Origin of the sequence: Pelagibius sp. (assembly GCF_028289705.1) — a bacterium.
Taxonomy (GTDB): Bacteria; Pseudomonadota; Alphaproteobacteria; order Kiloniellales; family Kiloniellaceae; genus Pelagibius.
The window spans coordinates 67302-86060 of the sequence record NZ_JANQOI010000017.1 but is presented as its reverse complement, the minus strand read 5'-3'; the positions used below and the strand labels follow the sequence as shown (position 1 = coordinate 86060).

The following is an 18759-nucleotide window of genomic DNA, read 5'->3' as shown; positions in this document are numbered from 1 at the left end:
GGCCCAGCAATGAGCGAGGACAGCACCACCTTGCCTGAAGATGCGACGGAAAACCTGGCTCTGCCGGGCGAGGACGAAACGGTCGGTGAGCGCGCGCTCCACCGCATCGTGATCGTCGGCCACGTCGACCACGGCAAGTCGTCGCTGATCGGCCGGCTGCTGCACGACACCGATTCCCTGCCGCCGGGCAAGTTCGAGGAGCTCAAAGAGGTTTCCGCGCGCCGCGGCATGGAGGTGGAGTGGTCCTTCATCCTGGATGCCTTCCAGGCCGAACGCGACCAGGCGGTGACCATCGACACCACGCAGATCTGGTTCAAGACCGCGCTGCGCGACTATGTGATCATCGACGCGCCGGGTCACCGCGAGTTCCTCAAGAACATGGTCAGCGGCGCCGCCAGCGCCGATGCGGCGATCATGGTGGTGGATGCGGAAGAGGGCGTGCGTGAGCAGTCCCGCCGCCACGCCTATCTCCTGCACCTGCTGGGCGTTCAGCAGATCGCCGTGGTGATCAACAAGATGGACCTGGTGGATTACAGCCAGGCGCGCTTCGACGAAGTCTCGCAGCAGATCTCCGACTATCTGAAGTCCATCGGCTCGGCCCCCCTGGTGATCGTGCCCATCTCCGCGCGCGGCGGCGACAACATTGCCGGCCGCTCAGAGCGGACGCCCTGGTACGACGGGCCGACGGTGATCTCGGCCCTGGACGGCTTCCATGGCCATCCGGGCATCGGCGCCCAGCCGCTGCGGATGCCCATTCAGGACGTCTACAAGTTCGATGCCCGGCGCGTCCTGGCCGGGCGGATCGAGTCCGGTGCCATCTCCGTCGGCGACACGGTGCTCTTCTCGCCGTCCAACAAGACCGCGAAGGTCCGCTCCATCGAGGCCTGGCCGCAGGGCAGCGCCCCCGACACGGCGGCGGCGGGGGAGTCGGTGGGCATCACCCTGGACGAGCAGCTCTTCGTCGAGCGCGGCGAAGTCGTCAGTCACACGGAGAACCCGCCGAAGCTCAGCACCACTTTCCACGCGCGGCTCTTCTGGCTCGGCCACAAGCCGCTCAAGGAAGGCGACAGCTACAAGCTGAAGCTGCTGACCCAGGAAGCCGAGGTCCGGGTGAAGTCGATCGAACGCATCGTCGATACCCAGACCCTGCAGAACAGCCCAGGCGATGCGGTCGAGCGCAATGCCGTGGCCGAGGTGACCCTCTACAGCCGCCATGTGCTCGCCCTGGACGACTATGGCGATCTCTCCAGGACCGGCCGCTTCGTGCTGGTCGAGGACTACGACACCGTCGGCGGCGGCGTGATTTTCATGGAAGGACTGCCGGACCAGCGCCAGGCGATCGCCGTGAAGTCCACCAACGTCATATCGGTCGAGCACAGCCTGACCGCCGACTCCCGCGCCGCGCGCAACGGCCACCACGGTGGCGTGCTGTGGTTCACCGGCCTGTCCGGCGCCGGCAAGTCCACCCTGGCGATGGAGGTCGAGCAGCGGCTCTTCGCCAGGGGCTATCAGGTCTACGTGCTGGATGGCGACAACGTGCGGCGGGGGCTGAACGCCAACCTTGGTTTCTCGCCGGAGGATCGCACCGAGAACATCCGCCGTGTGGGCGAGGCCGCGGCGCTTTTCGCCGATTCCGGGATCATCTGTATCACCGCCTTCATCTCGCCCTACCGGGTGGATCGTGACCGTGCCCGTGCCTCGGCACCGGGACGGTTTCACGAGATCTTCATCAAGGCCGACGTGGAGACCTGTGAGCAGCGCGATCCCAAGGGCCTCTACAAAAAGGCGCGTGCCGGCGAGATCCCGCAGTTCACCGGTATCTCTGCCCCCTACGAGCCGCCGGAATCGCCCGATCTCGTCGTCGACACGGCAGTCGAGGATGTCTCCGAGTCCGTCGGCCGCATCATCAGGTATATCGAAGACGCCTTCACCCTGAAGAAGCGCGCCGACTAAGTCCCGTAGGCCATTACAGGGATCCGCCGGCCTTCTCAGTCGGGCGGGGCCGTCTTCCGTTCGTCGGGGCTACTGGGCAGAGCCAACACCAAAATCATCGCTGCGGCGCCCATCATGGTCAGCCAATGGCTTTGCCACAGGCCGTAGGCGCTCGACGCAATTGCAAGAATGGTGATGAACATAGCCTGACCGCAAACCCGCACCGGCGCCGGCAGGCCGTCCAGCTTTCGGCCAAGCAGGAACAGCACCGCGATGGTCAAGGTGCCGCCGACGTAGCCCAGTTCGAGGAGGATCTGCAGCGGCCCGTTGTGGGGGTGGGAGGGGATGACGTTCTTGTCGGCCCTGAACGGGGTCACACCTTCGGTCGGGATCGATGGTGAGGAGTCGAACCCCCAGCCGAAGAGCGGGCGCTCCAGTATGCGGTCGGCGACGAAGTCCCAGATGTGCACCCGGTAGTTGGCCGTTTCGCTGAGATAGCTGGCTTGGTCCAACTCCGCCGCTTTCATCAGTTTGGCAAAGCCCGGGCCCGCCAAAAGGGCGCCGGCCACTGCCAGCGCCAGGACCAGGCGCCCGGCCCTGCGCCCCAGGGCCGCGATGGCTGCGGCGAGAATCCCCAACCCAAGGCCGAGGAGCGCGGCGGATGACTGGGATGCCATGACGAGCGCGAACAGGGCCGACGGTAGGGCGAGGGCACGGGCCCGCCAGCCGCGATCCCAGCACAGGGCCGCCAGCGGCCAGATCAGAATTGCCAGCGCCGAAATCCCTCGGTTGAGGCGCGAAAAGGCATGATACTCGTAGTTAAAGGCGGCGCGGTCGAGGTCGCCCTTGAGCGCCGAAGAGACCGGGAAGCCGAAGCTGAACTCGACGACCACCAAAACGACGGTCAGCGCCATGCCGAGAGCAAAGCCGAGGGCGGCGACACGCCGCTGTCGATGGTCGAGGCTTGCCGCGAGCGCGCAGAGGTAAATCAAGACCAGCAAAAGAACAGCGACGCGTAGCGCCAGCGCCGCTGCTTCGCCGGGGGCGAAGGTCCAGAGCGAAGCGATCAGACACCAGAGGGTCAGGAGCCCGAAGGCCAGAGTAATGGGCCGGTCCATGATCTGCCAGGGCAGGGCCCGCCTGCCCAGGAGCACCGCGGCGAGGCCTGCCGTCACCAGGACGAGCGGCACCACGGCCTTGGGCGCAAGCAGGCCGAGCAGCGGCAACAGCAGGCCGAAGAGCGAAAGGACCACGGCGAGGCGGTCGTGGCGGCTTCGGGTACCGGCAAGAGGTTCCAGGAGTGCGGACACGGCAGGACTTGTAGCGAATTGCGCGGCCCGGGAAAACTCCCTGGCGGGCCAAGTGTTTTCGACTGACGTCGAAACGGTTCCGGCCCGCGCCCCCACCCGGCCACCCACTAGGATAATCGCCCATTGAAACAATCGGGGGGTGGCCGGGAAGGGGTGCGGGCCGGTGCCGTCAAAACATGAAAGATTCTAAGGCGCCGCCAGCGCCTCCCGCTCTTCCTGTTCCCGGCGCAGTTCCTGGCGGCGGGTCACGATGGAGGCGGCCAGAACGCCGGTGGCCACCAAGCCCACCAGGATGGTGCAGACGGCGTTGATCTCCGGCGTGACGCCCAGGCGCACCTGGCTGTAGATCTTCATCGGCAGGGTGGTGGCGCCGGGCCCGGTGGTGAAGCTGGCGATGACCAAGTCGTCGAGGGAGAGGGTGAAGGACAGCAGCCAGCCGGCGACCACTGCCGGCGCGATCACCGGCAGGGTGATCTTGAGGAAGGTCTGCCCCGGCGGGCAGCCCAGGTCCATGGCCGCTTCCTCGATCGAGCGGTCGAAGCTGACCAGGCGCGACTGCACCACCACCGCGACATAGCACATGGCAAAGGTGGTATGCGCGATGGTGACGGTCACCATGCCGCGGTCCAGAGAGATGGCGACGAACATCAGCAGCAGGGAAAGCCCGGTGATCACCTCGGGCATTACCAGCGGCGCGTAGATCATCCCGGAAAACAGGGTGCGGCCGCGAAAGGCCCCGAAGCGGGCCATGATCAGGCCTGACAGCGTCCCCAGCACGGTGGCGATGGTGGAGGCGAAGAAGGCCACCTTCAGGGTGACCCAGGCTGCGTTCATCAGGGACTCATTGCGCAGCATCTCGCCGTACCACTTGGTCGAGAAGCCGGCCCAGACCGTGACCAGGCGCGACTCGTTGAAGCTGTAGATCACCAGCAGGGCGATGGGCAGATAGAGGAACAGAAAGCCGATGGCCAGCGAGCCGAGGTTGAACCAGGTCAGTCCCTGTTTCATGGGATCAGCCCCCGGCCTGGGCGCTGCGTTCCTGCATGCGCTGGAACAGCACGATGGGAATGACCAGCACCAGCAGCAGGACTACGGCCACGGCGGAGGACAGCGGCCAGTCGCGGTTGTTGAAGAACTCCGACCAGAGCGTCTTGCCGATCATCAGCGTCTCGGAGCCGCCGAGCAGGTCGGGGATGACGAACTCCCCGACCGCGGGGATGAAGACCAGGAAGCAGCCGGCGATGATGCCGGGTATGGACTGGGGCACGGTGATCACCCAGAAGGCCTTGGCCGGCCGGCAGCCCAGGTCGGCGGCCGCCTCCAGCAGGCTGAGGTCCATCTTCTCCAGGTTGGCGTAGAGCGGCAGCACCATGAAGGGCAGGTAGGAATAGACGATGCCGATGAAGACCGCGATGTCGGTGTTGAGGATGGTCAGCGGTTCCGAAATGAGGCCCAGCTCGATCAGCGCCAGGTTCAAGAGGCCCTCTTTCTTCAGAATGCCGATCCAGGCGTAGACGCGGATCAGGAAGGAGGTCCAGAACGGCAGGATCACCATCATCAGAAGCGCGAAGCGCCAGCGCTTGGGCGCTCGCGCCATGGCGTAGGCGATGGGATAGCCCAGCAGCAGGGCCAGCGCTGTGGAGATCAGCGCGATGCGCAGGGAGGAGAGGTAGGATTTCCAGTAGAGACTGTCCTCCAGCAGGAACAGATAGTTCTCCAGGCTGGCCTTGATGGAGATGAAGCCGTCCTCGACGAACTCGAAGAGCGGCGTGTAGGGGGGCTGGGCGATGATGACTTCGGCAAAGCTGATCTTCAGGACGATCAGGAAGGGCGCCAGGAAAAAGGCCAGCAGCCAGAGGTAGGGCACCGCGATGACCAGGCCGTGTCCCGTGAGGCCGATACGCCTGAGCAGGGCGGCCAGCAGCCGGTAGGGCGGGATCAGAAGCAGGCGCTGATGGACTCCGGCCAGGCCGCCGGCGGTTGCATCGCGCCCGCTCATGTAGGCGACCTTGGGGCCTTGGCTGGGGGTGCCTTGGCTGGGGCTGTCTTCGGGCTTGGACAAGGGGCGACCGCTCAGCTCAGCAGCACGACGGCGGCATCCGGCGCCCAGGTCAGATAGACCCGGTCCTCCCAGGTGATCGGCCGTTCGATCAGGCGAGCCATGTTGGCCTGGGTCGCCGTCACCATTTTCCCGCTGTCCAGCTTCACGTGATAGATCGAGAGGTTGCCGAGGTAGCCGATATCCCAGACCTCTCCTGCCATGCAGTTGGTCGACTGATCGTCGGGCGCCTCAAGGGAGATCTGCAGCTTTTCCGGGCGAATGGCGATCCAGACCTGGCGGCCGGCCGGTTCCTCGCCGCTGGGGCCGGTCCGCACCGTGCAGCCGGCCTCGCTGCTTTGCACCAGATGATGGTCGCCCTCCCGGGCCTCGACATGGCCTTCCAGGATGTTCACCTCTCCAATGAAATCTGCCACGTAGCGGGAATCCGGGTACTCATAGAGCTCTGCCGGGGTGGAGACCTGCACGATCTTGCCGTGATCCATCACCGCGATCCGGCTGGATACCGTCATCGCCTCTTCCTGATCGTGGGTGACGATCACGAAGGTGATGCCGGTCTCTTCCTGGATGTTCATCAGCTCGAACTGGGTCTGGGTGCGCAGGTTCTTGTCCAGCGCCCCCAGCGGTTCGTCGAGCAGCAGCATCTTCGGCTTCTTGACGAGAGAGCGCGCGAGGGCCACGCGCTGGCGTTGGCCGCCGGAGAGCTGGTGGGGCTTGCGCCGGGCGAAGGGGCCGAGCTGCACCATCTCGATCACCTCGGCGACCCGCCGTTCGATCTCCGGCTTGGGGACCCGGTCCTGCTTCAGGCCGAAGGCGATGTTCTTCTCCACGTTCATGTGCGGGAACAGGGCGTAGGATTGGAACATCATGTTGACCGGCCGCTCGTAGGGCGGCACGCCGGACATGTCTTCCCCCTCCAGCAGGATCTGGCCTTCGCTGGGCAGTTCGAAGCCCGCCAGCATGCGCAAGAGCGTGGTCTTGCCGCAGCCCGACGGCCCGAGCAGGGAAAAGAACTCCCCCTGAAAAATGTCCAGCGAGATGTTGTTGACAGCGACGAAGTCGCCGAAACGCTTGGTCACATCGACGATTTCAACGTGGGGGCGCTGGCTGGGATCGTTCCAGGGCTCCCAGCGCTGACGCGCTGCGGGGGCGGTCGCGCTGCGCGCCGCTCCCCCGGCTGCTCCGGCATCGCTCATCGACTCCCCCGCTCGCTTTTGCCGTCCGCCGTCCTGATGCTCTAGAAACGGCCCCGCCGCGGCGTCGGCGGAGCCGTTACAACCGCTTACTGGCCGCTCTTGACCTTGGTCCAAAGCCGGGTGACCACGCGCTGCACCCGGGGTGCGTAGGGCGTGGTGGTGTAGAGCGAGGCCACGGCCTCCGGCGTTGGGTAGATCGCCAGGTCGCCGATGACATCCTCGTTCAGGAACTCTTGAGAGGCTTTGTTTCCATTGGCGTAATAGACAACGTTGGAAGCCTTGGCCATCACCTCCGGCCTCATGATGTAGTTGACGAAGATATGCGCCTCCTCGGGGTGAGGCGCATCCTTCGGGATCGCCATCTGGTCGAACCACATTAGCGCGCCTTCCTTCGGGACGACGTAGTTGATCTTGATGTTGTTGTCGGCTTCGGCGGCCCGGTCGCGGGCTTGCAGCACGTCGCCGGACCAACCTAGTGCCAAGCAAATATCCCCGTTCGGCAAAGCGTTCACATACTCAGATGAATGAAACTTCAAGATATGTGGCCGGATTGCCATCAACACATCTTCAGCCTTGCGGATGACGTCGGGGTCCTGGCTGTCTGGATCCTCGCCGATGTAGTTGAGGGCTGCGGGAATCAACTCGTCCGACGCATCAAGCACGTGTACGCCGCAGTCTGCAAACTTCGAAACCACGTCTGGATCGAAGATCATGCGCCAGGAATCAACCGGAGCATCAGGCATGCGTTCCAGGATCATGTCCTCGTTGTAACCGAACCCTGTGGTGCCCCACATATAGTTCACGGAATAGGCATTGCCCGGGTCGTACTTTGCTGTCCGGTCGGTCACTACCCCCCACATGTTGGGGAGATTGGGCAATTTCGACCGGTCGAGCTTTTGATAAACGCCGGCCTGAATTTGCCGCGCCAGGAACGTGCCGGAGGGCACAACAACGTCGTAGCCGCTGTTACCAGTCAGCAGCTTGGTTTCCAATACGTCATTGGAATCGTAGACGTCATAGACGACCTTGATCCCGGTTTCCTTCTCGAAGTCCTCCAGGATTGTCTCGTCGATGTAATCGGACCAGTTGTAGACGTGGACGACTTTACTTTGAGCCTGCGCCGCCCCAGAAGGCAGCGCCAGGGCAGCAACGGCGAAGGCAGACGCAAGAAGCGACAGTCTATTCATGATGGTTTCCCTGTTTCGTGACTTCATGTCGGCGCGCTTTGCGCCTTTATTGGGTCCAACCCGACCAACCTCGTCTTGATAACAAGCCCCCGGGATGCGCTTGTCAATGCCTCTTCGCAGCCCTGCGAGACGCGGCCGTCCCACGGTACGCGGCTGTTTGCCGCTGCGTGGGGGTGACCAAGAAAAGGCCGCGGCGCGGTGGTGCCACTTCACCGCCCGACCCTTGCCCTAACTTCGCCGTCTTTGTCAGCGAAAGAACGGTGTTGAGGGTTGAAGTCCAAAGGCGATAACGTATCGCAGGTGGGTCGGACGGCGGTCTCGCGGCAGGCCGCCAGGTGCTCCGAGAGGGCAATGCCGGGTGCTTCTGCGGTTCCAGATTACCTCACGCCAAATTTGTCACACTGTTCAGGAACCGTTCGATATTAAGCACTTGGCTGATCTCTTTGAGGATTCCAGCGCCGGGATCCCAACGACCTCCGTCCTGGGCCATCACCTTAGGGTTTCGTTAAGAATTTGCGGTTCACGATTGTCAGGGTTCCGGTCCAGCCGGAGCGAGCGAAGATCAGGACAAAGATAATGAGACTCCGAAACGGGGTCCTGGGGATGGCATTGCTGGGTCTTTCTGCGTGTGCAGAACTGGGCATTCCAGCTCTCGACGCGCGCGGACCGGCGCCGGAGACTGTGCGCCCTGTGTCCGTTGATGAGGCACTGAGCGACATGGGAAGGTTTCCGGCGAAGATTGAGGAAGCGAAGGTGGTCCAGCTGAAGCCGCCACCGCCGCTTCCCAAGCGCAAGCCCGAAGTGACCCAAGCGGCGATCGAACTGACCCGGGAACCGCAGGCAGATCCCGACGCGCTGGTGGGCCTCGACTTTGAGCGCACCTCGGCCTTGCTCGGCGATCCCGCATTGCTGATCGAAGAACCGCCGGCCAAGATCTGGGCCTACAACGGCAGCAACTGCGTTCTACATATATTCTTCTATCCGAAGGTCGGTGGCAGCGACTTTCGGGTCCTGACATACAAGGTCAAGGGCGGCGCAGAGGGCGACACCAACGGCGACACGGTGCCGGACGAGTTTGCCCGCCTTTGTTTGAGCGAGCTGCTGGCGCAGGCCGAGGCTGAGCGGGTCGAAGAAGGCACAGACCCCCTGCAGCCGTCGAATGGGGCGGCCGGAGGCGGCTAGCGGCGCGAGGTGACATAAGCAGGCAACAGGAAAGGGGGCGCCCAAGGCGCAGGAAGATATGATGGCTGTGCAGCCGGTCGTGGCAGAAACTACTTTCAATCGCGTATTCATCGTCGACGACGATGACCTTTTCAGAGAATCCCTGGGGCTCAACCTGGCCGAAGAGGGCTACGAGGTCGTCGACTTCGCCAACGGCGAGAGCGCCCTCGAGTTCATGATGTCAGGAGAGGAGGCGGAAGCGGTCCTTCTGGACTGGCGCATGCCCGGCCTGGACGGCCTGGCGGTGCTGCGCCGCATGCGCGAATGCCGCATCCAGACCCCGGTGATCTTTCTGACGGTCTTGAGCGACGAGATCTATGAAGAAGCAGCCCTGAAGTGGGGGGCCGTGGACTTCATCGACAAGTCGCGCCGCCTGCCGATCATCCTCCAGCGGCTGAAGCTGATCACCGAGGGGGTCAAGCCCTCGGCCGACAGCAGCGGCCAGACGCCGGCGGTCATCCGCAACGGCCCCCTGGAGTTGAAGACCGACATCTCCCGCGCCTTTTGGGCGGGCGAGCAGGTTGACCTGACGCTCACCGAGTTCGCCATCGTGCTGTTCCTGGTCACCCAGCAGGGCGGCGACGTGTCCTACCGCCAGATCTATGACATCGTCCGCGGCAAGGACTTCGTGGCCGGCTACGGCCCCGACGGCTACCGCGCCAATGTCCGCTCCTTCATCAAGCGGATTCGCAAGAAGTTCCGCGACGTCGACGATGCCTTCGACGGTATCGAGAACTACCCCGGTTTCGGCTATCGCTGGCGCGATCAGGCTGGCAAGGGCGGAGACGCCTAGGCCGTGGTCGCACGGGCGGAAGGATCGCTGCCGCCACCGGCACCCGGCAGCTTCTACTTCAGTCTGCCCTTCCGCTCGCTGGTCAGTAAGCTTTTCCTGCTGCTGATCATCTTCTGTGCCGTCCCGATCATCCTCTACACCCAGTTCCGCGAGGCCGACGCCGAGAAGCGCTTTCTGCTGATGGAAAGCGTGCGTGAGCAGGGCCGGGTGGTGGCGGAAAGCCTGCGCCCCCTGCTGGAACAGCAGGAGGTCTCTTCGCTGCCGCTGCTGAACGACGAGGTCGCCCGCTTCGCCACCGACCAGACCGGGGTCAAGATCCTGTTCCGGCCGGCCGGCGAATACGGCGCGGAGAGCTTTTTCTTCGTTGCCTCGCGGCCGACCATCGCGCCCACCGAACTGGCCGAGGAGCGCGACCGTCTGGTGGAGCGGGGCGTCTTCGACAACCTCGCCCAGAGCTGCTGGGGCGAGCTGTCAATGGCACTGCGGCACCGCCGCCCCTCCGGCGAGGAGGAACTGCTGACCTCGATCACGCCGATCAACACCGATGCCGGCTGTTGGGCGGTGATCACCACCCACTCGACGGCTGAGTTCCTCGGCACATCCATCGATCAGCCCTATTGGAAGACCCTGGAAGTGCGCATTGCCGCGGCGATCTATTTCGCCATGGCGATCTTCACCATCGGCCTCTTCGTCTCCATCTGGCGCGGGCTCATGCGCTTCCGCTTCCTGGCGCGCAGCATCCGCACCGGCAAGTCCGGCCACGTCAGCTTCGCCCAGCAGAACCGGGTGCCGGAGCTGGCGCCGGTGGCCGAGGAGTTCGACCGCATGACCGGTGCCCTGCAGGACTCCGCCGAGAGCATCCGCCTGGCCGCCGAGGATAACGCCCACGCCTTCAAGACGCCGATCGCCATCATGCGGCAGTCGCTGGAGCCGCTGCGGCGCATGGTGCCGCCGGACGAGGTACGCGGCCAGCGGGCCATGGACGTGCTGGAGGTCTCCATCGACCGGCTTGACCATCTGGTCGCCTATGCCCGCCGCCTGGAGGAAACCACAGCCGAGCTGCTGGATCCGCCGCGCCAGCGCATCGTGCTGACCGAGATGGTGGAGCGGATGCTCTCCGCCTATGCCGATACCTTCGCCAGCCAGCGCCTGATCCTCGATGCGCGGCTGCAGCCGGACATCTCGGTCCTGGCCGGCGAGGACCTGCTGGAAACGGTCCTGGAGAACGTTATCGACAACGCCGTCGAGGTCTCGCCCACCGGCTCCAAGATCATCGTCGAGCTGCGCAAGGTGAACGACCGCGCCGAGCTGTCGCTGCTGGACCGCGGCCCCGGCGTGCCCCACGGCGAGCTGACGCGCATCTTCGAGCGCTATGTCTCCCTGCGTTCGGCCCCGGTGGCCGGCGATCCGTCGTCGGACGGCGGCGAGGGCACACCACACATGGGAATCGGGTTATGGATCGTTCGTCGCAACTTACAGGCGATTGGTGGTAGCGTTCGCGCGGAAAATCGTCCTGACGGCGGTCTCGCCATGGTCATGCGCTTTCCCCTGGCGGCCTAACGCACCTAAAATATAAACACCTACAAATATTGCAGAAAATTTGCGACTTGGTCGCATTTTGAGCACCGCAGAGCCACAAAATTGACGCACCGTGTAGTTGTATCACGGAGTACTGTAGAGGCGATGCGGAGCAAACACGGTTCTCAGGGTTCCCCTATCGCTGGCGTTCCCGCCGGCTCGGCTGGCGCGGTGCCTGCGCGATTGGCGACGTCCTTGGAACTGGAAAGGGGAAGCGTTCTGACGGCCCCTCCCTTCGGGTTCTCCCCCGAGCTTCCCCTCAGCCGGCCGGGTGGCCCGACAGCCCGGCCGGCACCCTCCGTGCCCGGCGCAATCCCGGGCGGTATCCCGGACAGCATCAAGGACAGCCTGCGGCGCCTGCGCGGTCAGCACCTGCGCCTGTCGTTGTGCTGTATTCGGCTGCGCCAGGGCAGCGACGGCCGCCTGGCGGGGGTCGACGATCCCTCCCTGATCGCCGCCCCGACGCCGGACGGCGCGCTCTACGTGATCTTCATCCATCCGCCGGGGATCGACGATGACCGGATGGCGGAACAGGTCCTTTGGCAGCGTCTCGCCATCGGTTTCCAGAGGGGCGGACTGGCAACCTGGGCCCTGCGTGTGGCGGCCACGCACTACGATGCCGCCGCGATCGACGATGGAACGGCGATCTTCGAAACCCTGCTCGATCTGCCGCTGCGCCCGCTGCGCAGCGTCGGTTCACTCATCTAGGACCGGCGGTCCGGACCAGCGGAGCCCCCTCAAGCTTCAATCTTGCTCTTGGTCTGAAGCGGCGCCGCGGCGCTGCGCTCCAGAGCGGGATAGCAGGCCCCCAGCGTGACGGCTCTTGCCGCCATGAACACCATGAGGCTGAGCCAGAGGCCGTCGTTGCCAAGCATCGGCACCAGGACCCAGATGGCCGCAAGGAAACAGCAGAGCGAGAGGAAGGCGGTGTTGCGCATCGCCGCCGTGCGGGTGGCGCCGACAAAGACACCGTCGAGGAAGAAGCTCCAGACGGAAATGAGCGGCAGTACGACCACCCACCAAAGATAGGCCCTAGCGGTTTCCCGCACCTCCGGAATGTCGGTGAAGATCGCGATGATGGCCGGGCCGGCGGCGGCGAAGATCACTGTCAGCAAGAGCGCCGAGGCCAACGACCAGAGCCCGCTGACAATGACCGCCTGGCGCAGGGTTCTGCGGTTCCGGGCGCCATAGGCGCCGCCGGTGAGGATTTCCGCAGCATGGGCGAGGCCGTCCAGACCGTAGGCAATGATGGTGTGGAACAGCATCAGTACCGCGTTGGCTGCGAGCACCAGATCGCCGAGCCCGGCGCCGGTGGAGGTGAAAGTCCCATAGGCCAAGAGCAGCAGGACGCTGCGCAGGAAGATGTCGACGTTCACCTTGAACAGGGCCAGAAGCCGGCTCCGGTCCGCAAGACGGGTCAGATCGTCCCTGTCCGGAAGCCGCCCGAGGATGCGCAGCAGGATGATCCCGCCAAGCAGGGCCGCGGTGAACTCGGCCGTCAGGGTGGCCCAGGCGACGCCGGCCACGCCCCAGCCGAATCCCAGCACGAAGACCAGGTCCAGGACGACGTTGACCCCGTTGAGGACGATCTGCAGGGCGAGCGCCGTGCGCGCCCGCTGCACGCCGAGCAGCCAGCCGAGTATGGTGAAGTTGATCAGGGCCGCAGGCGCGCTCCAGACCCGGATGTCGTAGTAGAGAGCGGCCTCGGCGCTGACCGCGGGGCTGGCATCCATGGCCCAGAGCGCCAAGATGCGCACCGGCCCATGCAGCAGGATGACCAGCACGCCGAAGGCGGCGGCCAGCGCCAGGGGCCGCAACAGGGCGGCGCGCAACTCGGCCTGGTCGCCGGCGCCATAAGCCTGGGCGGTAAAGCCGGTGGTGCCCATTCTGAGAAAGCCGAAGGCCCAGAGCAGGAAAGAGAAGACCAGGCTGCCGACCGCGACGCCGCCGATGAACTTGGGGTCGGGCAGATGGCCGACAACCGCCGTGTCGACGGCGCCCACCAGGGGGATCGTCAGATTGGCCAGGATGATGGGGCCCGCCAGGCTCCAGACCCTGCGGTGCCAGTCGCCGCTCCGGTCGCCGGGCTGCCAGCCGCTGTCCGGCGGGCGCCCGGTTTCCCCGCGGCCGGGCCTTGCCCTCCTGGGCGGGTTGCTCATGCCGGATCGCTGGAATTGGATGGTAACTGCTTGGGCCGGCCAGCATAGGCCAGGGCGCGGGCGGCGAAAACCGTTGCGTCCGGCTTGGCGCGGCGGCCGGTTGTTTCTAAGATGCCGGGCTCTGGGCCGGGGACGATCCTCTCCCCAGGGGCAGAGGTGCAATCAATCAAGTGGGCTGTGGCGGCTGGGGCCGGCAGCCCCCACGCAAAGACGGGATCGAGGGGCCGATGGCGATTCAGCATCCGTATCTCCTGTTTCTCGGCGACGCGCCGGACCAGCTCGCCGCCAAGACCGCTCAGGGCATCGCCCACTGGCGCCCGGACTGGTGCGTCGGCCAACTCAGCCTGGAGGGCTGCAAGGCTGACCTGGGTCTGCCGGAAATGACCCTGGAAGCGGCCCGGGAAGCCGGTGCCAAGACGCTGGTGATCGGTGTGGCCAATCGCGGCGGCGTGTTCTCGGAGAGCTGGATCACGGTGCTCGAGCAGGCGTTGCTTCTCGGCTTCGATCTGGCCGCGGGCCTGCACAACCGGTTGGCCGACGTGCCGGTGCTGAAGGCGGCGGCGGAGCAGCACGGCCGCCAACTCTTCGATGTGCGCCATCCCGACCGCGACTTCGAGGTGGCCAGCGGCAAGAAACGTTCGGGCAGGAGGATCCTGGCGGTCGGCACGGACTGCTCAGTGGGCAAGATGTACACGGCCCTGGCCCTGGAGAAGGAGATGAAGGCGCGGGACATGAAGGTGGACTTCCGCGCCACCGGCCAGACCGGCATCCTGATCGCCGGCAGTGGCGTGTCCATCGACGCCGTGGTTGCCGACTTCATCTCCGGTGCGGTCGAGTATCTCTCGCCTGCCAATGACGTTGATCATTGGGACATCGTCGAAGGGCAGGGCTCTCTCTTCCATGCCTCCTTCGCCGGCGTTTCCATGGGTCTGCTCCACGGTGCCCAGCCCGATGCGCTGATTCTCTGTCACGAGCCGACGCGCCCGCACATGCGCGGGCTGCCGGACTATCCGCTGCCGACCCTCTCCGCCTGCATCGATGCCAACCTGGCGGCGGCGCGCCTCACCAACCCCAAGGTTCACTTCATCGGCATCGCGGTAAACACCTCGCAGATGCACGATTCGGCCATCGAGGCCTACCTGCGCCGCCTGGAGGACGAGTTCGAGTTGCCGACGGTCGATCCCTTCCGCGAGGGGGTCAAGCCGCTGGTCGACCGGCTCCAGTAGGCCGGCACGCGCACCCGCAGATGGTTCAGGCCGCAGACAGCATTGCGCTCAGTGTCACCGCAGAGTCCTGGCCGATCCGCGGCAGCTTTACCATTTCGCGGGGCAGCAAGACCCAGGCCGACGTGGTGCTGGTCGAGCTCAGCATCGGCGGCAAAACCGGGCGCGGCGAGGCCGTTCCCTACGCCCGCTACGGCGAGACCATGGAGGGCGTGATCGCGGAGATCGAGGCCCTGCGGCCGCGGCTGGCGGCCGGCCTGGACCGCCTGGGGCTGCAGACGGTTTTGGCGCCCGGTGCCGCGCGCAACGCCGTCGACCTCGCGTTCTGGGACCTGGAAAGCAAGCAGGCCGGCCATCGCCATTGGGAGCTGATCGGCGCCAGCGAACCGCAGCCGGTGGTGACCGCCTACACGCTGTCCCTGGACACGGTCGAGAACATGGCCAAGGCGGCCGCGGCCAATGCCGAACGGCCGCTTCTGAAGCTGAAGCTCGCCGGACCCGACGATATGGCCCGGGTGGCGGCGGTGCGCGAGCAGGCGCCGCATGCACGTATCATCGTCGACGCCAATGAGGGCTGGTCGGCTGCCGACTATGCCCGCCTCGCCCCGCAACTCGCGGTGCTGGGGGTGGAGATGATCGAACAGCCCCTGCCTGCGGGCGACGATCAGGCCCTGGCCGGGATGCGGCGCCCCGTGCCGGTCTGCGCCGATGAATCCTGTCACGACACCGCAACCCTGGCGGCCCTGAAGGGGTGCTATGACATGGTGAACATCAAGCTCGACAAGACCGGCGGCCTGACGGAGGCCCTGCGCCTGAAGGCGGCGGCCCAGGCGGAGGGTTTCGGCATCATGGTCGGCTGCATGCTCGCCACCTCGCTGGCCATGGCGCCGGCGGTGATCCTGGCGCAGGGCGTGCCGGTGGTCGACCTCGACGGACCGCTGCTGCTGGCCGAAGACCGTGCCCCGCCCCTCAGGATCGACGACAGCCTGGTCAGCCCGCCGGAAGCGGCCCTCTGGGGCTAGGTATTGCTCAGAGCTTAGGTTCAGCTCTCCGAGTTCGCGTTTTGTGTATCGCGCAGAGGCTTGCGTCGTCAGGCGTTAGAGTTGACAGCTGCGTGTTGGGATAGGACAGCGAAAGCGCCGTGGCGAACGGCTTGCGGCGGAGAGGGTGTCACCCCCACCCCATCCCTCCCCCATCGAGGGGGAGGGGGAAGTTATTGAAGTGCTGAGAAAATCTCCTCCCCCCTTGACGGGGGGAGGTTGGGAGGGGGGTGAGCTACACGCTCGATGACCGCCTGCTCGCGCGCCGGCAGTTTAACCGGACAGCGGCAAGGGTTAGGCGGCAATCGGGGGTTAGGCGGCAGAGACCTCGTTGAGGAACTGCTCGACAGCGCTTTTCAGTTCATGGGTCTGCTGGCGGACCTGGTCGGCGTGGTTTCTCACCGCATCGGCGGAGCCCGCGGTCTCCTCGACGGCGCTGGTCACGATGCCGATGTTGCGGTCCACGTCGCCGGCGCATTCCGAGGCGCGATCGACGTTTTCGCGGATCCCCAGGGTAGCGGTTCCCTGCCGGTCGATCGCCGAAGAGATGGTTCCCGCCGCGCTGTTGATCTCCTCCATGGTCTCGGCGATGGCGATGATTGAGTCGACCGCCTCGCCAGTGGAGTCCTGGATGCCCGTGATCTGACTAGAGATCTCGTCGGTCGCCTTGGCGGTCTGGTTGGCCAGCGACTTCACCTCGTTGGCCACCACGGCGAAACCCTTTCCGGCTTCGCCGGCGCGCGCCGCTTCGATGGTGGCGTTGAGGGCCAGCAGATTGGTCTGCTCGGCGATGTCCTGGATGAGCTGGATCACGTCGCCGATCCGCCCGGCGGCTTCCGACAACCCGTTCACCTTGTCGTTGGTCAGGCGCGTCTTCTCCGTCGCGGCGTTGATCTTGTCGGAGGTGTTGGAGATCTGGCGGGCGATCTCCTGGATCGAGGTGGTGAGTTCTTCGGCGGCCGAGGCGACCGACTGCACGTTACCGGCCGCCGTCGCCGAAGACTGCGCCGCTTCGCCGGTCCGGCAGGAGGTGTCCTGGGCGCTGGCGGTCAGGGCATTGGCAGTCTGCTGCATCACGCCCATCTTCTCGTCGACCGCGGCCAGGGTGGTGGAGGCCTGGGTGTTGAAGCTCTCGATCAATTGCTCGATGCGGTATTGTCTCGCTTCCCTGGCCGTCTGATCCTGCTTGGCCTCTTCCTCCAGCTTCGATCGCTCGACCACGCCGTCGCGGAAACCGGCGATCGCCTGGGCGACGCTGCCGATCTCATCCTTGCGGCAGGCTTCCGTGAAGTCGACCGCGGTATCGCCGCCGGCGAGGCGCTCGGCATTGCCGACCAGATCGATCAGCGGACGCGAGAGACTGCGGGCCAGGAGGAAGGCGCCGCCGATGCCGATCAGGGTCAGCGCCGCTGCCAGGGCCAGGCAGAAGATCAGCACGCTTCGCATGGACTCGCCCGCCGCGGCGGTCTGCGCATTGCCGTCCCGGCGGGCGAACTCGTTTGCCTGGTCGATGAGCCGGGTCATGGCGGTGCGGTGGCGATCCATGCGTTCGAGGGTCGGGACGGCGGCGGAGGCCTTGAGACCCAGGACGATCTCCGCGTCGGACAGCCAGGCCTGGTGGGCCTGCTGGAGCTCCATCGCCGTTGCGCCCATCTCCTCGGAGAGCGCGACCGCCGGAAGCATGTCGATCGCTTCGCCGAGCGGGCTTGCCGAGGCGCGGAATCCGGCTTCGATCTCCTCATGCGAGATCAATGAGGTCATGTCGGTGACCCGTTCGATGACCGTATTGGCGCCGTCGAAGTGCCGCCGGGTGGCCTGAGCGTTCTGATTGGCGTAGAGCGCCTTGCCGATGATGTCTTCGACCTTGCCCTGCTGAAGGTTTGCCTGCAGGGCGATAAAGCCGGAAAGGGCGAGGCCGAACAGCAGAGCGCTGAGCAGAGGCAGAAAGATCTTGGTTCTGATCGACATGGTCGCGGTGCGGTCCAGTTGAGACGGGTTAGGGCGGGGGCGAAGGCGGCGTCAGTTCGGGAGGTTCGGCACCGGCGTGTCGGAGACTTCGGCGGTCAGCGCCCGGAGAAAGGCCAGCAGGTCGCCGCGTTCCTCGTCGGTCAGCTCGAAAGCCTGCATCTCTGCCGAGCGCGAGGGGCGCTCGATGCCGCCGCTTTCGTAGTGCATGATCACGCCTTCCAGATCGGCGATCGAACCGTTGTGCATGAAAGGCGCGCGGTAGGTCAGGTCGCGCAGGCCGGGCGTTTTGAAGGCATGCCGGTTGCGCAGCGGGCCGCGCTCGATGCCGGCGCGGCCGATATCCGCCGTAAACAGGCCGATGTCATGAAACTCGTTATCCGTGAAGTTCCAGCCGCTGTGGCAGCCGGCGCAGTTCGCCCTGCCATTGAACAGCCGAAAGCCGTTGATCTCCGACTCGCTCATGGCAGTCTCGTCGCCGTCGACCCAACGGTCGAAGGGCGACCAGCCTGAGACGATGGTCCGTTCATAGGTTGCGATGGCGACCAGAATGGTATCCACCGAGATGCCCCTGTTCGGGAACAGCCGCTCGAACCATGTCCTATAGGTGGGAATCGCCGAGAGGGTTTCGATGATCTCTTCGAACTTGCCGTTCATCTCCGCCGGCGCGGTGATCGGCCCCGCCGCCTGTTCCTCCAGGCTGGCCGCCCGGCCGTCCCAGAACAGCGGCTCGACCCAGGCCATGTTGAGGGTGGTGGGGGCATGACGCGACAGGCGCTCGTTGAGGCCGCCGACCGCGAGTTCCACCGGGGCCTCGTAGCCGAAGGAGGGATTGTGGCAACTGGCGCAGTTCATGTTCTTGGCGCCGGACAGCCGCGGGTCGAAGAACAGCATCTTGCCCAGAGTCGCGAGCTGTGGCGAATAGGGGGCGTCTTCGGGGAAGGGAATGGCCGTCGGGCGCTGATAGAGGCTGCGCAGGGTATCCAGGTCCTCCGTGCCTTGTGGTGCGGCAGCCACGGCGGCGCCTGCGGAGAAGGCTACGAAGCTTGCTAGAATGAATGCCCGGAACACGGTTCTCTCCCGATTCTGATCCGCC

At 65.3% G+C, this 18759-nt stretch carries 15 protein-coding genes; 7 read left to right on the top strand and 8 right to left on the bottom strand.

What is annotated here, in order from left to right; all coding sequences use genetic code 11:
- Positions 1-9 precede the first annotated feature (9 nt).
- The gene (cysC, locus tag Q0996_RS01995; protein ID WP_299615449.1) at positions 10-1953 is read left to right on the top strand and encodes an adenylyl-sulfate kinase; all 1944 of its coding nucleotides are present in this window, start codon (positions 10-12) and stop codon (positions 1951-1953) included.
- A 35-nt stretch (positions 1954-1988) separates the two neighbouring features.
- On the opposite strand, the gene Q0996_RS01990 is transcribed toward cysC, so the two are convergent.
- The 5 genes from Q0996_RS01990 to Q0996_RS01970 all read right to left on the bottom strand — a co-directional run bounded on the left by Q0996_RS01990 (position 1989) and on the right by Q0996_RS01970 (position 7684).
- Positions 1989-3242, bottom strand: coding sequence for an O-antigen ligase (locus Q0996_RS01990; RefSeq protein ID WP_299615448.1), 1254 nt, complete (start codon positions 3240-3242; stop codon positions 1989-1991).
- 186 nt (positions 3243-3428) lie between these two features.
- A complete protein-coding gene (locus tag Q0996_RS01985; protein ID WP_299615447.1) occupies positions 3429-4250 on the bottom strand; it encodes an ABC transporter permease subunit in 822 nt (273 codons plus the stop codon).
- A gap of 4 nt (positions 4251-4254) precedes the next feature.
- Positions 4255-5304, bottom strand: coding sequence for an ABC transporter permease subunit (locus Q0996_RS01980; protein ID WP_299615446.1), 1050 nt, complete (start codon positions 5302-5304; stop codon positions 4255-4257).
- 11 nt (positions 5305-5315) lie between these two features.
- Entirely contained in the window at positions 5316-6497 is a 1182-nt protein-coding gene (locus tag Q0996_RS01975; protein ID WP_299615444.1) for an ABC transporter ATP-binding protein, read from the bottom strand.
- Positions 6498-6583: 86 nt separating this feature from the next.
- A complete protein-coding gene (locus tag Q0996_RS01970; RefSeq protein ID WP_299615443.1) occupies positions 6584-7684 on the bottom strand; it encodes a polyamine ABC transporter substrate-binding protein in 1101 nt (366 codons plus the stop codon).
- Between the two features lie 603 nt (positions 7685-8287).
- On the opposite strand from Q0996_RS01970, the gene Q0996_RS01965 reads away from it, so the two are divergent.
- The 4 genes from Q0996_RS01965 to Q0996_RS01950 all read left to right on the top strand — a co-directional run bounded on the left by Q0996_RS01965 (position 8288) and on the right by Q0996_RS01950 (position 11984).
- On the top strand, positions 8288-8866 hold the full coding sequence (locus Q0996_RS01965) for a hypothetical protein (RefSeq protein WP_299615441.1): 579 nt from the start codon (positions 8288-8290) through the stop codon (positions 8864-8866).
- Between the two features lie 61 nt (positions 8867-8927).
- A complete protein-coding gene (locus Q0996_RS01960; protein ID WP_299615440.1) occupies positions 8928-9698 on the top strand; it encodes a response regulator transcription factor in 771 nt (256 codons plus the stop codon).
- A 3-nt stretch (positions 9699-9701) separates the two neighbouring features.
- Positions 9702-11258 carry an ATP-binding protein gene (locus Q0996_RS01955; protein WP_299615438.1) on the top strand — a complete coding sequence of 519 codons (1557 nt, stop codon included), beginning with the start codon at positions 9702-9704 and terminating at the stop codon, positions 11256-11258.
- A gap of 318 nt (positions 11259-11576) precedes the next feature.
- Positions 11577-11984, top strand: a complete 408-nt coding sequence (locus Q0996_RS01950; protein ID WP_299615437.1) for a hypothetical protein — start codon at positions 11577-11579, stop codon at positions 11982-11984.
- 29 nt (positions 11985-12013) lie between these two features.
- Here the strand turns inward: Q0996_RS01950 and Q0996_RS01945 are convergent, their stop codons facing one another.
- Entirely contained in the window at positions 12014-13435 is a 1422-nt protein-coding gene (locus tag Q0996_RS01945; protein WP_299615435.1) for an MATE family efflux transporter, read from the bottom strand.
- Between the two features lie 227 nt (positions 13436-13662).
- Here Q0996_RS01945 and dgcN point away from each other — a divergent pair, with 227 nt between their 5' ends.
- Both dgcN and dgcA read left to right on the top strand, forming a co-directional pair.
- Positions 13663-14661 carry an N-acetyltransferase DgcN gene (gene dgcN / locus Q0996_RS01940; RefSeq protein ID WP_299615433.1) on the top strand — a complete coding sequence of 333 codons (999 nt, stop codon included), beginning with the start codon at positions 13663-13665 and terminating at the stop codon, positions 14659-14661.
- 20 nt (positions 14662-14681) lie between these two features.
- A complete protein-coding gene (dgcA, locus tag Q0996_RS01935; protein ID WP_299615431.1) occupies positions 14682-15680 on the top strand; it encodes an N-acetyl-D-Glu racemase DgcA in 999 nt (332 codons plus the stop codon).
- A gap of 330 nt (positions 15681-16010) precedes the next feature.
- Here the strand turns inward: dgcA and Q0996_RS01930 are convergent, their stop codons facing one another.
- Positions 16011-17666: a methyl-accepting chemotaxis protein gene (locus Q0996_RS01930; RefSeq protein ID WP_299615430.1), complete on the bottom strand. Its 1656-nt coding sequence runs from the start codon at positions 17664-17666 to the stop codon at positions 16011-16013.
- Positions 17667-17717: 51 nt separating this feature from the next.
- Positions 17718-18734 carry a cytochrome c peroxidase gene (locus tag Q0996_RS01925; protein WP_322096624.1) on the bottom strand — a complete coding sequence of 339 codons (1017 nt, stop codon included), beginning with the start codon at positions 18732-18734 and terminating at the stop codon, positions 17718-17720.
- Positions 18735-18759: the final 25 nt, after the last annotated feature.

Bases quoted from the DNA above. Each gene is read 5' to 3' on its own strand.
- Q0996_RS01960 (WP_299615440.1), top strand. From the start codon at position 8,928: ATGGCTGTGCAGCCGGTCGTGGCAGAAACTACTTTCAATCGCGTATTC.
- dgcN (WP_299615433.1), top strand. From the start codon at position 13,663: ATGGCGATTCAGCATCCGTATCTCCTGTTTCTCGGCGACGCGCCGGAC.
- cysC (WP_299615449.1), top strand. From the start codon at position 10: ATGAGCGAGGACAGCACCACCTTGCCTGAAGATGCGACGGAAAACCTG.
- Q0996_RS01985 (WP_299615447.1), bottom strand. From the start codon at position 4,250: ATGAAACAGGGACTGACCTGGTTCAACCTCGGCTCGCTGGCCATCGGC.
- Q0996_RS01965 (WP_299615441.1), top strand. From the start codon at position 8,288: ATGGCATTGCTGGGTCTTTCTGCGTGTGCAGAACTGGGCATTCCAGCT.
- Q0996_RS01945 (WP_299615435.1), bottom strand. From the start codon at position 13,435: ATGAGCAACCCGCCCAGGAGGGCAAGGCCCGGCCGCGGGGAAACCGGG.
- dgcA (WP_299615431.1), top strand. From the start codon at position 14,682: ATGGTTCAGGCCGCAGACAGCATTGCGCTCAGTGTCACCGCAGAGTCC.
- Q0996_RS01975 (WP_299615444.1), bottom strand. From the start codon at position 6,497: ATGAGCGATGCCGGAGCAGCCGGGGGAGCGGCGCGCAGCGCGACCGCC.
- Q0996_RS01970 (WP_299615443.1), bottom strand. From the start codon at position 7,684: ATGAATAGACTGTCGCTTCTTGCGTCTGCCTTCGCCGTTGCTGCCCTG.
- Q0996_RS01930 (WP_299615430.1), bottom strand. From the start codon at position 17,666: ATGTCGATCAGAACCAAGATCTTTCTGCCTCTGCTCAGCGCTCTGCTG.